General features: G+C 68.2%; 16 protein-coding genes, 1 tRNA gene and 1 pseudogene. 7 read left to right on the top strand and 11 right to left on the bottom strand.

Features of this window, described 5'->3' with window-relative positions; translation table 11 throughout:
* Positions 1-63: 63 nt before the first annotated feature.
* Complete coding sequence (locus ACIQ1T_RS14710) at positions 64-381, bottom strand: hypothetical protein (protein ID WP_395945295.1); 318 nt, start codon at positions 379-381, stop codon at positions 64-66.
* A gap of 189 nt (positions 382-570) precedes the next feature.
* On the opposite strand from ACIQ1T_RS14710, the gene ACIQ1T_RS14715 reads away from it, so the two are divergent.
* Positions 571-2,616, top strand: coding sequence for an AsmA family protein (locus ACIQ1T_RS14715; protein WP_395945296.1), 2,046 nt, complete (start codon positions 571-573; stop codon positions 2,614-2,616).
* A gap of 62 nt (positions 2,617-2,678) precedes the next feature.
* Positions 2,679-3,530 (top strand): alpha/beta hydrolase, encoded by an 852-nt coding sequence (locus ACIQ1T_RS14720; protein WP_395945297.1) that lies wholly within the window; start codon positions 2,679-2,681, stop codon positions 3,528-3,530.
* Positions 3,531-3,747: 217 nt separating this feature from the next.
* On the opposite strand, the gene ACIQ1T_RS14725 is transcribed toward ACIQ1T_RS14720, so the two are convergent.
* The 6 genes from ACIQ1T_RS14725 to ACIQ1T_RS14750 all read right to left on the bottom strand — a co-directional run bounded on the left by ACIQ1T_RS14725 (position 3,748) and on the right by ACIQ1T_RS14750 (position 7,871).
* A tRNA-Leu gene (locus ACIQ1T_RS14725) sits at positions 3,748-3,832 on the bottom strand.
* Between the two features lie 61 nt (positions 3,833-3,893).
* Positions 3,894-4,445 carry a CcdC protein domain-containing protein gene (locus ACIQ1T_RS14730; protein ID WP_395945298.1) on the bottom strand — a complete coding sequence of 184 codons (552 nt, stop codon included), beginning with the start codon at positions 4,443-4,445 and terminating at the stop codon, positions 3,894-3,896.
* Positions 4,446-4,484: 39 nt separating this feature from the next.
* On the bottom strand, positions 4,485-5,504 hold the full coding sequence (locus tag ACIQ1T_RS14735) for a fumarylacetoacetate hydrolase family protein (protein WP_395945299.1): 1,020 nt from the start codon (positions 5,502-5,504) through the stop codon (positions 4,485-4,487).
* Positions 5,505-5,550: 46 nt separating this feature from the next.
* Complete coding sequence (locus tag ACIQ1T_RS14740; protein WP_395945300.1) at positions 5,551-6,450, bottom strand: hypothetical protein; 900 nt, start codon at positions 6,448-6,450, stop codon at positions 5,551-5,553.
* 8 nt (positions 6,451-6,458) lie between these two features.
* Positions 6,459-6,725, bottom strand: a complete 267-nt coding sequence (locus tag ACIQ1T_RS14745; protein ID WP_395945301.1) for a hypothetical protein — start codon at positions 6,723-6,725, stop codon at positions 6,459-6,461.
* Between the two features lie 66 nt (positions 6,726-6,791).
* Complete coding sequence (locus ACIQ1T_RS14750) at positions 6,792-7,871, bottom strand: isoaspartyl peptidase/L-asparaginase family protein (RefSeq protein WP_395945302.1); 1,080 nt, start codon at positions 7,869-7,871, stop codon at positions 6,792-6,794.
* Positions 7,872-8,220: 349 nt separating this feature from the next.
* On the opposite strand from ACIQ1T_RS14750, the gene ACIQ1T_RS14755 reads away from it, so the two are divergent.
* Positions 8,221-8,589 carry an endonuclease domain-containing protein gene (locus tag ACIQ1T_RS14755; RefSeq protein WP_395945303.1) on the top strand — a complete coding sequence of 123 codons (369 nt, stop codon included), beginning with the start codon at positions 8,221-8,223 and terminating at the stop codon, positions 8,587-8,589.
* Positions 8,590-8,654: 65 nt separating this feature from the next.
* Here ACIQ1T_RS14755 and ACIQ1T_RS14760 read toward each other — a convergent pair whose 3' ends face one another.
* The 3 genes from ACIQ1T_RS14760 to ACIQ1T_RS14770 form a co-directional block, all read right to left on the bottom strand.
* Positions 8,655-8,834, bottom strand: a complete 180-nt coding sequence (locus tag ACIQ1T_RS14760; protein ID WP_395945304.1) for a hypothetical protein — start codon at positions 8,832-8,834, stop codon at positions 8,655-8,657.
* 6 nt (positions 8,835-8,840) lie between these two features.
* On the bottom strand, positions 8,841-9,941 hold the full coding sequence (hppD, locus tag ACIQ1T_RS14765) for a 4-hydroxyphenylpyruvate dioxygenase (protein WP_395945305.1): 1,101 nt from the start codon (positions 9,939-9,941) through the stop codon (positions 8,841-8,843).
* 105 nt (positions 9,942-10,046) lie between these two features.
* Complete coding sequence (locus ACIQ1T_RS14770) at positions 10,047-10,682, bottom strand: exopolysaccharide biosynthesis protein (protein WP_395945306.1); 636 nt, start codon at positions 10,680-10,682, stop codon at positions 10,047-10,049.
* A 108-nt stretch (positions 10,683-10,790) separates the two neighbouring features.
* Here ACIQ1T_RS14770 and ACIQ1T_RS14775 point away from each other — a divergent pair, with 108 nt between their 5' ends.
* Genes ACIQ1T_RS14775 through ACIQ1T_RS14785 form a run of 3 tightly spaced genes read left to right on the top strand, consistent with a single transcriptional unit; the run spans position 10,791 to position 12,512 of the window.
* Positions 10,791-11,366, top strand: coding sequence for a YqaA family protein (locus tag ACIQ1T_RS14775; RefSeq protein WP_395945307.1), 576 nt, complete (start codon positions 10,791-10,793; stop codon positions 11,364-11,366).
* Between the two features lie 38 nt (positions 11,367-11,404).
* On the top strand, positions 11,405-11,947 hold the full coding sequence (locus ACIQ1T_RS14780) for a disulfide bond formation protein B (RefSeq protein WP_395945308.1): 543 nt from the start codon (positions 11,405-11,407) through the stop codon (positions 11,945-11,947).
* Between the two features lie 4 nt (positions 11,948-11,951).
* Positions 11,952-12,512, top strand: a complete 561-nt coding sequence (locus ACIQ1T_RS14785) for a demethoxyubiquinone hydroxylase family protein (RefSeq protein ID WP_395945309.1) — start codon at positions 11,952-11,954, stop codon at positions 12,510-12,512.
* A 249-nt stretch (positions 12,513-12,761) separates the two neighbouring features.
* Here ACIQ1T_RS14785 and ACIQ1T_RS14790 read toward each other — a convergent pair whose 3' ends face one another.
* On the bottom strand, positions 12,762-13,964 hold the full coding sequence (locus ACIQ1T_RS14790) for an acetyl-CoA C-acyltransferase (protein ID WP_395945310.1): 1,203 nt from the start codon (positions 13,962-13,964) through the stop codon (positions 12,762-12,764).
* A gap of 283 nt (positions 13,965-14,247) precedes the next feature.
* Between ACIQ1T_RS14790 and ACIQ1T_RS14795 the strand changes: the two are divergent.
* A pseudogene (locus ACIQ1T_RS14795) lies at positions 14,248-14,440 on the top strand (cell envelope biogenesis protein OmpA); the annotation flags it as partial.

Raw genomic sequence — 14,440 nt, forward strand, 5'->3', positions numbered from 1 at the left:
ACAGGCTGAATTGCGAAGGGGCGCGGCCGATCGGCCGCGCCCCTTCCTGCTTTGGCCGCAGGCCTACAGCGAGGCGCGCGTCTGGGTCGAGGCGACCAGACGGTTGTACTGATGTTCGGTCATGCAGCGCGGGGCGGTCCAGCGCTGGCCGGCCTGCCGTGACGCGATGGCTTCCTGGGCCGTGACGAACACCGGGGCCGAGCCGAACTCGCGTTGATAGGCGCGACGGGTGGCCGTGTCGGTCGCGCACATCATCACGGACTGCAGCGCGGCCGCACGTTCGACGCGTGCGGACTGGGTTCGCGGGGCCTGGGCGAAACTGGGCGCCGCGAAGGCCGCGACGGCGACGGCGACCAGGGCGGGCGAGACAAGGCGGTTCATTCTTCATCCTCCTATGGCCTGAATTAAGATCAGGGCGCTGATGAAATATGCGCCGATTTTTCGTGTTGTAAAGTTTTTGCGACAAACGCGCGTCAAATGAGTGACGATCGCCGCCCTGAAGCCTGTTTGCAGCGGGGACGGCGCCAATCGGCGATTGAGGCGTTGTCTCTGGCTTGCGGAGATGACCTCTTGTCCAAGACGCTGAAATGGAACGAATTGTGGGCTGGCGTGCGCGAGAAGGCGTTGGTTCCGGCTGGCGCCCGCACGCGGGAATGGCGTCGGTGGGTTCAGGAAAACGACCCGGTCTACGCCGCCGTCCGTCGTCCTGGCCCGGCCGAGAAATGGGCCGGCGGCCTGGTCCTGCTGCTGATCGCCCTGATCGTTCTGTTCCTGATCCTGTTCGACTGGAACATGCTGCGCGGCCCCATAGGGCGCTGGGCCTCGGCCAAGTATGATCGCGAGATCGCGCTGCAGGGCGACCTGGACGTCAATCTGTTCAGCTGGACGCCGTCAGCGGTGGTGCGCGACCTCAAGGTCGGCGGGCCGGAATGGGCGCGGGATCGCGACACGGCCGACGTCGAGGAGATCCGCGCCTCTGTGCGCCTGCGCAAACTGTTCGCCGGCCAGATCGAGATGCCGCTGCTCAGCTTCACCCGCCCGGACGTCGTGCTGATCGCGACCGAGGACGGGCGGAAGAGCTGGGAGCTGAACCCCGGCAAACCGGATACGGGCGAGGGGATGAAGCTGCCGGTGATCCAGCAACTGGTCATCACCGACGGCAAGCTGTTCTTCGACGAACAGCGCCGCGAACTGACGCTCGAAGCCGCCGTCAATGCGCGCGAGGCCGCCGGCGGCGACGCGGGTTTCGTTCTGGACGGTCAGGGCACGGTCAACGGCTCGCCGCTGACGCTGCGGGTTCAGGGCGGTCCCTTCATCAATATCCGCCGCAATCGCCCCTATCAGTTCGAGGCCAACGTCAGCGGCGCGGGCTCGCGTCTGAACGCCAAGGGCGCCATCACCCGGCCGTTCGACCTTGGCCGGTTCGACGCGACCCTGACCCTGCAGGGGCGGGATCTTTCGGATCTGTATCTGCTGACCGGCGTGACCCTGCCCAATACGCCGCCCTACCGGTTGTCCGGGGCCTTGAACCGCAACGAGAGCGTCTGGAGCTTCAACGACTTCGACGGCCGGGTCGGCGCCTCGGATCTGTCCGGCGATGTGCGTGTCGACGCGGCCGAGCGGTTGCGGGTCGACGCCCAACTGACCTCTCGACGGCTGGACATCGACGACCTGGCCGCGGTTCTGGGCACGCGGACCCAGACCAATGCGGCGGGCACCAATACGGAGGCGCCGGTCGCCGTCGGCGGCAAGCTGCTGCCCGACGCCACCCTGCAGACCGAGCGTCTGCGGACCATGGACGGGACCCTGACCTATCGCGCCGCCACGGTGAAGGCGAATGAGCTGGACGTCCGGGCTGTGAATCTGGGCGCGGACCTGAAGGACGGAATCCTGAATCTTGACCCGGTCAGCTTCAACTTCAACCGGGGCGAACTGAACGGCACGGCGCGGATCAACGCCACGCGCGACACGCCGTACAGCGCCATCGACTTCCGACTGGCGGGCTATCCGCTGGAATCGATCATTCCCGCCCGCAACGGCTCTGTCCCCCTGACCGGTCGAGCCTTGGGCCGGGCGCGGCTGGAGGGGCCGGGCGCCTCGATCCACGACTTCGCAGCGGCGTCGAAAGGCTCGCTCAGCCTGGTCGTTCCCAGTGGTCAGATGCGGTCGGCCTTCGCCGAACTGCTGGGCATCAACGCCAGCGCCGGGCTGTTGAAGCTGTTGCGCGGCGACCAGTCGACAGCCGACATCCGCTGCGCGGTGGCGGACTTCACCGTCAGCGGCGGCACGGCGACGGCCCGGACCTTCGTCGTCGATACAGATGTCGTCCTGGCCCAGGGCAAGGGGTCCATAAATCTTGGCGAGGAGACGCTGAACCTGAGGATTGACGGCGAGTCCAAGAAGCCGCGGCTGCTGCGGATCTGGGCGCCGATCACCGTCCAGGGCGCGCTGACCGCGCCGCGCATCGGCGTCGACACCGGGGCCCTGGTTGGACAGGGCGGGTTCGCCGGCTTGCTGGGCGCGGTGGTGGCGCCGGTCACCGCCCTGTTCGCCTTCGTCGATCCGGGCCTGGCCGAGGACGCCAATTGCGGCCAGTTGATCGCCGGCGCGAGATAATTGTCGACCAGGCTTGAGCCGGACGGCGCGCGGCGGCGTATTGGAGGCATGGACTTGATCACATGACCCGCCGCGGCCTGTTCGCGCCCGCCCTGGGCTTTCTCGCCGCCGCCTGTTCGCCGCTGAGCCTGCTGAACACTCTGGGGCCGCGCGACGCCGGCGTGCGTCGGGTGGCGCGCGACATCGCCTATGGCGACGACCCCCGCCAGCGGATGGACGTCTATGCGCCGACCAGGTCCGGGACCCATCCGACCCTCGTCTTCTTCTATGGCGGCGGCTGGGATTCAGGCTCGCGCGACCAGTATGGCTGGGCGGCCCAGGCCCTGGCGGCCAAAGGGTTCGTCGTGGTTCTGCCGGACTATCGCATCGTGCCCCAGGTAGTCTTTCCCGCCTTCATCGAGGATGCGGCCGCCGCCACGGCCAAGGCGGCGGAAGTGGTTCGACCCCTCGGTGGCGACCCGGATCGGCTGGGCGTGCTGGGCCATTCGGCCGGCGCCCATCTGGCCATGATGATCGCCCTGGACCGCCGCTACATGGAGGCCGTCGGGCGATCGGACCTGATCAAGGCGGCGGCGGGCCTGGCCGGACCCTATGACTTCCTGCCGTTCGACGTGCCGGCGTCCAAGAACGCCTTCGGCCGCGCGCCCGATCCGACCCTGACCCAGCCGGTCGCCTTCGTCCGCCCTGACGCCCCCCCGATCTGGCTGGGCCACGGCACGGCCGACACCGTGGTGCATGACGAGGACACGATCATTCTGGACGAGCGGATGCGGTCGGTCGGCGGTCGGTCGGAGGCCCGGCTCTATCCCGGTCTGGACCATGCCGACCTGATCGCGACCTTCTCGCCCCTGTTCCGCAAGAAGGCGCCGGTCCTGGCCGAGGTCACGACCTTCTTTCATCGCGAACTGGGCTGAATTCCACGCCCTGGTTTCGCCTGGCGCACGCCAGGTGAGAAGCCTTTTCAAAGCTTCGCCATAATGGCAGAAAGCCGCGCGATCGGATCAGAGTTTCCTCCCCGATCTTGCTGCGGCCCGTTCCGAACCATGGCTCGCTACGACGCGGATCCGCGCCGAACCTGCCTAGCTCCGGTGCGGGCCGTTTGCGTTCCGAGCCCTTGATTTCGAAGAGAGATGGTGCGGGCGGCCGGGGTCGAACCGGCACTCCTTTCGGAACAGGATTTTGAATCCAGCGCGTCTACCAATTCCACCACGCCCGCAGAGGCCGCCTCATGCCACAGGGGCGGAGGCGGCGTAAAGCGAGAACTCAGACCTGGAGATTCACGCCGCAACCTCGACATGGCTGTCGGTCCCGCCGGCCAGGACGCGGCGGGCGCGGATATACATCTCGACCCGCTGCATCACGATCAGGCCCATGGCGAAGACCAGGAAGGCGTCGGTGACGGCCATGGCGTTGAGATGCCATTCGGCGGCGTGCCCCTGGATCAGGTCGCGCAGGGCGGCGCGGCCGGCGAATAGGGCGACCAGCAGGATCAGGCCCAGGGGCGAGGCCTGGGCCATCAGGGAGCCGTCCGGCTCCTTCTCGATGGTGACCGTCTTGCCGCGATACCAGCCGGCGAGACCGCCCAGGACGGCGCCGAGGGCCAGCACGGCCCAGGCGTCGGGGCCGAAGGGGGCGTGGACGGCGCGGGGGCTGTAGGTCGAACCCCAGATGCCCAGGCCGATCAACGGCACGACGATGGCGGGCATGACCCACAGGAACTGCGGCTTCAGCGGTCGCTTGCGGCGGTTCTTCAGCAGCACGAGGACCAGCACCACCGGGAAGACCAGCAGCGGAATCAGTTTTTCAGGCGGCACGTCGTTCTCTCCCATGCCTCCCCCCGGAGGCCGACGGGGCTCAGCCTAACGCGGTCACGCTTCGCGCGAAAGTGGCGCGACGGTCTGTTCGATGGCGCCGAAGATCGAGTGGTGATGGTCGTCCAGCATCTCGATCCGGACCGTGTCGCCGTGGGCCAGGAAGGGGGTTTCGGCGGCGCCGCGCAGGATCGTCTCGACCGTGCGGACCTCGGCGATGCAGGAGTAGCCCAGGCCGCCTTCGCTGACCGGCTTGCCGGGGCCGCCGTCGGCGTCGCGGTTGGAGACCGTGCCCGAGCCGATGATGGTCCCCGCGCACAGGGACCGGGTCTTGGCCAGGTGGGCGATCAGGGTCCCGAAGTCGAAGGTCATGTCGACCCCGGCGTCGGCCTTGCCGAAGTCGGCGCCGTTCAGCTGGACCGTCAGTTCGCCGTGCAGCCTGCCGTCCTTCCAGCGGTCGCCCAGGGCCTCTGGCGTGACCAGGACCGGCGAAAGGGCGCTGGCGGGCTTGGACTGGACGAAGCCGAAGCCCTTGGCCAGTTCGGCCGGGATCAGATTGCGCAGGGAGACGTCATTGACCAGGCCGACCAGGCGGATGGCGGCCAGGGCCTCCTCCCGCGTCGCGCCCTGGGGCAGGTCGCCGACGACCACGACGATCTCGGCCTCCAGATCGCAGCCCCAGGCGGGGTCGGCGAGCGGGATGGGATCGCGGGGGCTGAGGAAGCCGTCGGAGCCGCCCTGATACATCAGGGGATCGGTCCAGAAGCTGGCGGGCATCTCGGCGCCGCGCGCCTTCCGCACCAGTTCGACGTGGTTCACATAGGCCGAGCCGTCGGCCCACTGATAGGCGCGGGGCAGGGGGCTGGCGGCCTCGTGCTCGCGGAAGCGGCCGCGCGGCACGGCCTCGTGCTCCAGGCTTTCGGCGAGGGCCTGCAGACGCGGTCCGCAGCGGTCCCAGTCGTCCAGGGCCGCCTGAAGCGTCGGGGCGATCAGGAAGGCGTCGGTGAACCAGTTCAGGTCCTGGGAGACGACCACGAGGCGGCCGTCGCGGCCGTGCTTGAGCGAGGCGAGTTTCATGCCTCAGGCCTAGACCGATTTCGCAGGCGAGGAAACTGAAGGGCGATCAGTGAGGCGCCGCGCCCGAGACGGGGCCTGAGAGGGGGCCTGAGAGGGGGCCGCCGCTGTGGGTCGAGAGCTGGCGGTGGGCGGCGTGGAGTTCGCGGACCCGCTCCTCGCGGCGGCACCAGTGGTCGTTGAACTGGGCCACGGCCTCGCGCAGGGCGGCCAGCTGTTCGGCCCGGGTCATGTCGCGCTCGACCTCCTTCTCCTCCGGCCTGGGGGGAGGGGGCGGCGCGGGGGGATGCGGCGGGGCGGGCCTGTCCAGCACCTCGACCTCGGCCCCATGCGCGGGGCCGTGCTCGACCCGGTCGCTCTTGATGACCACATGGCTGTTGGAGACGACGGTGACATTGGCGGGAACGGCGGCGGGGGGGCGGGCGTCGGGGCGGGCCGGGTCGCCGTGACCGGGCTTGGCGGCGTGATCGTGCCCGTGATCGTCCCTCGGCTTCGCCGCCTCTTTCAGGCGGCCCTTCAGGGCGTGATCGATGGCCTTCAGCGGCCTGGCCGGGCCGTCGGCCAGGGCGATGACCGCGCCGAGGCGGTCGTTCAGCGTGGTCCGCAGGGCCTTGGCTGCGCCGGGCAGGGCGTCGCTGTTGGCGGTCATGGCCGCCTGGCAGGCCCGGTCGACGGCGCGCCAGATCGATTCGGCGGCGTCACCCCGGGTCGGGGCCGTCGCCTTGCCCGCGCGCCAGGCCAGGATCATCAGGCCCAGGACCAGGGCGGCCAGCAGCAGGAGAAGCAGAGGGTGGACGCCAAGAAACAGCGTCGAATCAACAGGTTCTATCGACGCCGGGTCGGCCGTGGCGAAGTCCTGCGGATAGTTGGAGACGCTCGCCGACATGCCGCACCGCCCGGACCATTGTTCGATGAACCTGATGATGCCGCAGGCGGGAAGCTTGGCCAAGGAAAAGGTTAACGGCTCTCCGTCAGAAGGGCCCGCGCCTCGGCTCCGGCGCGGGCGGCCGGGTCGCGCACCTCGACCTCGACGACGACCCCGCCCTTGGGCTCGACCGCCCAGAGGTAGCGGCGCTCGACCTCGACCTCGCGGCCGGACGGGGCGAAGCCCATGAAGCTGTCGCCCCAGGGGGTGATCTTCTTCAGTTCGACGAAGGGCATGGCGCAGGCGGCGTCCAACTCCTCCTCGGCCATTTTCGTCAGTTCGTCGTCGGTCGGGGTCATGCGGTCGTGGTGGTCCGAAAAAGAGAGTCTGAATAGTGTGAAATGTCCGAAATCGGGCGTCTCGGTTCACTTCTCGTCGGCGTAGATGGCGACGGTCGCCGCACGATTCGAGGCCACGGCGCCCCGATACATGCCCGAGGTGTTCATGGCGAAGGCCGGTTCGCCGGTCAGGCCCATGACGATGACCCCGCCGTCGCCGCCGATGGAGCCGACGTCGGCGATCTCGGCCTCGGCTGCGACCTGGACCGTCGCGCCCGTGCGGGTGCGGGCGCAGATGTCGCGGGCCACGGTCGCGCGGATGAAATATTCGCCCGAGCCGGTCGCCGAGACGGCGCAACCGTCGGCGTTGGAGGCGTAGGTGCCGGCGCCGATCACCGGCACGTCGCCGACCCGGCCCCAGCGTTTGGCGGTCATGCCGCCGGTCGAGGTGCCGGCCGCCAGACGGCCCTGGCTGTCCAGGGCCACGGCGCCGACGGTGCCGAACTTCCGCTCGTTCAGCGGCGGAGCGACTGAAGCCTGGGCGCCGGGGGCCGACTGATCGCCGGGCGCAGGGGCGCCGGCGGGGCGGTCGGGGATGGGCTGGCCGGTCTCGGTCAGGGCCTTGACCAGACCCTGCCAGCGCCGCTCGGTGAAGAAGAAGGCCGGATCGACCTGTTCCAGACCGGCCTGGGCGGCGAAGGCGTCGGCGCCGGGGCCGATCAGCATGACGTGGGGCGACTGTTCCATCACGGCGCGGGCGGCGGCGATGGGGTGACGGGTGGTGGTCAGGCCGGCGACGGCGCCGGCGGTCAGGTCGGCGCCGTTCATCACGGCCGCGTCCAGCTCGTTGCGGCCGGCGGCGGTGAAGACCGCCCCGCGCCCGGCGTTGAACAGGGGATTGTCCTCCAGCACCTGGATGGCGGCCTGGACGGCGTCGAGCGACGACCCGCCGCGCTCCAGCACGGCCGAGCCGGCGGCCAGGGCCTGGCTCAGGCCGTCACGATAGGCGGCGTCCTGTTCCGGCGTCAGACCGGCGCGCTCGATCACGCCCGCCCCGCCGTGGATGGCCAGGGACCAGCGCGGGGCTTCCTGGGGGGCTTCCTGAGCCTGAGCCGAGGAAAAACACAGTGCAGTGAGTGCAGTCAGTCCGAAAAGCGCGGCGCGCATCGTGAAGTCCCCCGTGCCGGCGCCGAAAGAACAGGGTGCAGTCCGTGCAGTTTGTGCACTTTCCGCCAGGGCGACGCCGGTCGGAGATAGTCTAACCCGGCGGGAGGGCGTGTTAGGTCGATTTGTCTGAAAAAATTGAAAGCCGTTTTGAATCAGCGGTCTGGGCGGCGCTGATATGCGAGGTTTCGCCGGATCGGCGGCGTGGCGGCGAACTGGGGTTTGAAGGGTTCGCTCAGCGTGTGATGTCCGCTTTTCGAAGCGGTATTGTTGTCACCGCGTGACCCATAGCGGGCGTTGCCTTGACGTCTCCTCCCCGTTGCGAAGCAATGGGGAGGGGGACCGCGAAGCGGTGGAGGGGCTCTTGAGGTCAGCAGGATCTGTCTCGCGAGCCCGCGTCCAGAGACGCGCCCTGACGCCGCCGGAAGCGCGGCTTTGGGTCTGTCTTCGTCGTCACGGCTTGGCCGGTCTAAAGTTTCGCCGCCAACATCCCATTGGCCCCTATGTGCTCGACTTCTATTGCGCCGAAGCCAAGCTGGCGGTGGAGGTGGATGGCGAAGTCCACTCCCATCCTGACCGCATTCAGCATGATCGTCGCCGGACCGAGTGGCTGGAACGACAGGGTTTGATGGTTCTACGGATCAGCGCTGAGACGGTGCGGATCGGTCTGGATGGCGTACTGGCGTCGATACGCGCAACGGCCGAGAGCCGTGTGGGGTGAAGAACCCCTCCACCGCTTCGCGGTCCCCCTCCCCATCGCTGCGCGACGGGGAGGAGACGATGCGTTCACCGCCTGTGGTGCAGCCGTTTCCAGACGCGGTAGCCGACGATGGGGGCGAAGCCGCAGACGAGCGCCGCGAACAGCACCATCCAGAAGCCGCCGCCCAGCCAGAACTCGCCCGCCAGGGCCCCGGCGCCGGCCGCGAGGACCGGGCCGAGCCAGGGCAGCCATGTCGGCGGCCGCATCCGCATTCAGGCGTCGACCTTGATGACGCCGCGACGGATCTGGTCCAGTTCGATGGAGTCGAACAGGGCCTGGAAATTGCCGTTGCCGAAACCCTCGTTGCCCTTGCGCTGGATGATCTCGAAGAAGATCGGGCCGAAGGCGTCCTGGGTGAAGATCTGCAGCAGCAGGCCGTCCTCGTCCGAACCGTCGATCAGGATGCGGTTCTTGCGCATCCGCTCCACGTCCTCGCCGTGGTTCGGCAGGCGTTTGTCGATCAGTTCGAAATAGGTCTCGATCGTGTCCTGGAAGTCGACGCCGCGCGCGCGCATCGTCTCGACCGTCTCGAAGATGTTCTCGGTGGTCAGGGCGATGTGCTGGATGCCCTCGCCGTTGTAGCGACGGATGAATTCCTCGATCTGGGAGTTCTCGTCCTGGCTCTCGTTCAGCGGGATGCGGATGGCGCGGTCGGGCGCGATCATGGCTTGCGAGAACAGGCCGGTCGCCTTGCCCTTGATGTCGAAATACTTCTGCTCCTCGAAGTTGAAGACGGAGCCGTAGAAGCCCGACCAGGTGCGCATCTGGCCGCGACGGACATTGTGGGTCAGGTGGTCCAGCACCTCCAGGCCGACGCTGTTCTTGCGCTCCGCCTCTTCCCAGCCCTCGATCTCGTCCCAGGCGTCGTAGAGCGAGCCCTGCTCGCCGTACTGGTCGATGACATAGAGCAGAGAACCGCCGATGCCTTCGAGGATATAGGGGTAGTCGTTCCCGAGAGCGCCGCCCGAGACGCCCTGCGCCGGCTTGGCGCCGCGCTCGACCGCGCCTTCGAAGGCGGCCTTGGCGTCATGTGCGCGGAAGGCCATGCCGTTGGCGGACGGGCCGTGGTCCCTGGCGAAGTCGGCGGCGTGGGCGGCCGGCGTGCGGTGGACCAGGAAGCTGATGTCGCCCTGTTTCAGGCGGACGACGTCGGTGGTCGGATTCACATGGGTCTGGGTGAAGCCCATCATTTCGAGGCGGGCGATCATCGCCTTGGGCTCGGGGCCGGTGAATTCGACGAATTCGAAACCGTCGACGCCGAGGGGGTTTTCCTGGTCGAGCTGTTCAGCCGCCGACTGGGTCATGTCGTTCATGGCGCGTCTCCCGCGTGTTTTACTGGCGGTCTCGCCGCCGATTGGCGCGGAACCTAGTCGGGGAAGTCGAAAGAGCCAAGGCTGACCCACAGTGTCGTGATGGGCTCAGCCCGGCGTCAACCGCGTCGCCCATTCCGCCCCCAGCAACAGGCCCGCCGCCACGGCGCCCAGAAGGGTCAGCCAGCCGGTGGTCACGGCGGCCCCAGCGAGCACGAACAGGCCGTCGCGCTGGATCAGGCCGACCGACAGCAGGGCCAGGGCCACGGAGGGGATGGTGTTGGTCATCGGCAGGACGATGGTCAGGGTGGCCAGGATCATGAAGACCGCCGCCAGCTTCTCGCCCGGCCCGTCGGCGAAACGGCGCAGGCGCGGCCGGGAGAGGCGGTCGATCCAGGTCAGTTTCGACTCGGCGAAGTCGGCCATGGCCTTCAACCAGGAGCCCTTGGCGCGCAGGTTCAGCAGCCAGAGCGGCAGCCAGGGCTCCTCGCGTCCCACGAGAAGCTGGCCCGCCAGCAGCAGTATGGCCACGCCCACCACCTGGGGGACGCCGTAGAGGCCGGGGACCAGGCAGGGGATGGAGAGCAGCAGGATCAGCAGGCCATAGGCCCGTTCATCCAGCCGGTCGCGGATCTCGTGCAGGGTCAGGCCGGCCGCGCCGCCGTCGTCGGACAGCCGGCGCAGCAGGCGGGTGACATTGTGGCTGACGTCGTCCTGGTGAGCGGACGGGGAGGGAGGGATCATGCGGCCATACTAGGCTGACGCGTGACGGGCGGCGAGCGTCGCCGTGTCGCAGCACGTGACGACGCGGCCGGGTCTTGCTACGGCTGAAGGCCTCCCAGGGGACTATCCATGCTTCGCAAGCTCTATGACGGCGTCTTCAATCTGGCGCGCAGCCGCCATGCCACCCCGGCCCTGGCCGTGGTCTCCTTCGCAGAGAGCTCCTTCTTCCCCATTCCGCCGGACGTGATGCTGGCGCCGATGATCCTGGCCCGGCCGGAGAAGGCCTATTTCTACGCCGGAGTCTGCACCGTCGCCTCGGTTCTGGGCGGTATCCTCGGCTACGCCATCGGCTATTTCCTGACCGACGTCGGTCTGGCCATCCTGCGGTTCCTGGGCCATTCGGACGGGCTGGAGCATTTCAAGGCCTGGTTCAATCAGTGGGGCCTGTGGGTCATCCTGATCAAGGGTCTGACGCCCATTCCCTACAAGCTGGTGACCATCGCCTCGGGCCTGGCGGCCTTCAGCTTCCCGGTCTTCATGGGCGCCTCGGTGGTGACGCGCGGCGGGCGCTTCTTCCTGGAGGCCTGGATCCTGAAACGCTGGGGGCCGGCCATGCTGGCCCAGGTCGAGAAGCGGCTGGCCCTGTGGTCCGGCGTCGGTCTGGTGGTGCTGATCGCCCTGATCGTCGTCCTGAAGGTTCTGTAAGTCGACGGCGACGCTTTGGCGGAGTAAACCGCTCGAGGATGAGAGACCTTTATCGCCTCCTGACCCGTTGGTGGACCGCCTTCGCCCTGGCTGCGTCGCTGGCCATGCTGGGCGCCGCCCATGCGTTCGAGCGTTTCATGGGGCTGGCCCCCTGCAACCTCTGCCTCAAGCAACGCGAGGTCTATTGGGGCGCGGTCGCGATCGCCGTCCTGGCCACGGGCTGGACGATCCTGAGCGGCGGGCGGCGCGGCACGCCCCGGATCGCCGCCTTCCTGCTGGGCGCCGTCTTCGCCACCGGAACCATCGTCGCCGTCTTCCATATGGGCGGCGAGAACAAGTGGTGGGCCTTGCCCGCCACCTGCGTCGGGGGCGGATCGGTGGATCTGGAAAGCCTGACCGCCCTGGCGCTCGGCACGGGGACCGGATCGCGCGTGGCCATGTGCGACGCCGTGGCCTGGAGCTGGCTGGGGATTTCCATGGCGGGATGGAATGCGATCGTCTCGGCGGCGCTGACGGTGTTCAGCCTGCTGGCCGCCAAACGCCCCAAGGACGCCCGCGCGCCCCGGATCGAAAAGGCCTGATCTCATGAGCGGCATTCCTCTTCCCCGACCCGGCCTGGGCGCCGACAAGGCCCGGATGGACGAGATCCTGCGCGTCGACCACGCCGGTGAATATGCGGCGGTCCTGATCTATCGCGCCCAGAGGGCCGTGTTCGAGGGGCGAAAGGCGCACGGCGACATGGTCCGCGACCTGACCGAGATGCAGGATCAGGAAGCGGTCCATCTGGCCCGGTTCGACCGGCTGCTGAACGAACGGCGGGTGCGGCCCACGGCGATGACGCCCCTGTGGCGGATCGCGGCCTCGGCCCTGGGCGCGGGCACGGCCCTGATGGGCGAGAAGGCCGCCCACGCCTGCACCGAGGCGGTCGAGAGCGTGATCGAGAAACACTATGCCGACCAGATCGCCGAGGTCGGCGATCGCGACCCGGCCCTGGCGGCCGAGCTGAAACAGTTTCGCGACGAGGAGCTGGCCCACCATGACCACGCCGTCGAACACGGCAGCCGCGAGGCGCCCGCCTATCGGCTGCTGAGCGGGGTCATCAAGGCGGGCTGCCGGGTGGCGATCAAGGTCAGCGAGAAGGTGTGACCTCGTCTCCTCCCCTTGAAATGGGGGAGGGGGGCGCGAAGCGGTGGAGGGGGTCTTGGACCAGGCTCGGCGCCTGAAATTCGGTGACGAACCCCTCCGTCACGGCGCTGAAGACGCGCCGCGCCACCTCCCCATCTGCGATGGGGAGGAGACAGTGTCTCAATAGATCTCGAACAGCCCGGCCGCGCCGCCTCGAAACGCTGGCGTTTCGAGGCTTTTGTTTACCGTGGGCGCGGCTTTCGGGCGTTCTCAATAGATCTCGAACAGCCCGGCCGCGCCCATGCCGCCGCCGATGCACATGGTGACGACGCCGTATCTGGCGCCGCGCCGCTTGCCCTCGATCAGGACGTGGCCGGTCATGCGCGCGCCGGACATGCCGTAGGGGTGGCCGATGGAGATGGCGCCGCCCGAGACGTTCAGAAGCTCGTTCGGAATGCCCAACTGGTCGCGGCAGTAGAGGACCTGGACCGCGAAGGCCTCGTTCAGCTCCCAGAGGCCGATGTCGTCGACGGTCAGGCCGTGGCGTTTCAGCAGTTTCGGCACGGCGTAGACCGGGCCGACGCCCATTTCGTCCGGCTCGCAGCCGGCGACCGCCATGCCGCGATAGGCGCCCAGCGGCTGGAGGCCGCGTTTCGCCGCTTCGCCGGCCTCCATGACCACGCAGGCCGAGGCCCCGTCCGACAGCTGGGAGGCGTTGCCGGCGGTGATGAATTCGCCCTGTTCGATCTCCTCGCCGCTGCCGAACACCGGCTTCAGCGACTTGAGGCCTTCCAGGGTGGTGTCGGGCCGGTTGCCCTCGTCCTTCGACAGGGTCACCTCCTTCGAGGATGTCTCGCCGGTCGCCTTGTCCGTCACCAGCATGGCGGTGGTCATCGGCACGATCTCGGCGTCGAGGCGACCTTCCGCCTGGGCCTGGGCCGTGCGCTGCTGGGACTGGAGGGCGTATTCGTCCTGGCGGTCGCGGTCGATCCCGTAGCGCCGGGCCACGACCTCGGCCGTCTCCAGCATCGACATATACATATGGGGCGCCAGCTTCAGCAGGGCCTCGTCCTTGCCGCGATACAGGTTCATGTGCTGGTTCTGGACCAGGGAGATGCTCTCCAGTCCGCCGCCGACCGCCATCTTCTGCTGGTCGAAGATCACCTGTTTGGCGGCCGTGGCGATCCCCATCAGGCCCGAGGCGCACTGACGGTCCAGGCTCATGCCGGGAACCGAGGCGGGCAGGCCGGCGGCCAGGGCGATCTGGCGCGCCACATTGGTTCCGGTCGAACCCTGCTGCAGGGCTGCGCCCATGATCACGTCCTCGATCTCGGCCGGATCGACGCCGGCGCGCTGGACGGCGTTGCGCACCGCATGGGCGCCCAGCTGCTGGGCCTGGGTGTCGTTGAAGGCCCCGCGATAGGCCCGGCCGATCGGGGTGCGGGCGGTGGAGACGATGACGGCTTCACGCATCTTCGATGCTCTTTCCTGTTTTGGCCTATCGCGCTTCGCGCTGCTTGCGGCCGTGGCTTTCCTCGGAAATTGGAGGTTAGGCGCCTCACGTGGGGTCAACGCAAGAGCGGGCGGCCGGCGGGTACGGCTCCGCTTCCAAATCGGCGTTCGCCCATTGTGTTGAAATGGCGCCACAGTCGCCACATTCGTCGCCGGAATGTGGAACCACGGCTCAGCCATGCCGTTCGGCTCGGGAACGTCGGGCAACAGCTCGACTTCGGGCATTTTACAGATTGAGGAAGCTATGAAGCTCAAACTTCTCGCCTCCGTCGCCGTAGCAGGGCTGTTCGCAGCCGGCGCGGCCTCGGCGGAACCCAACGGCTGGTACGGCGCGATCGACGCCGGCTACCACATGATCGACGACATCAACGCCGAGTCGTCGACGACGGGCGCCAACTGGAACTATGAAGTGAACGACGGCTGGGCGGCCTTCGCCC

Source organism: Brevundimonas sp. (assembly GCF_044336875.1).
In the GTDB taxonomy this organism is placed as follows: domain Bacteria; phylum Pseudomonadota; class Alphaproteobacteria; order Caulobacterales; family Caulobacteraceae; genus Brevundimonas.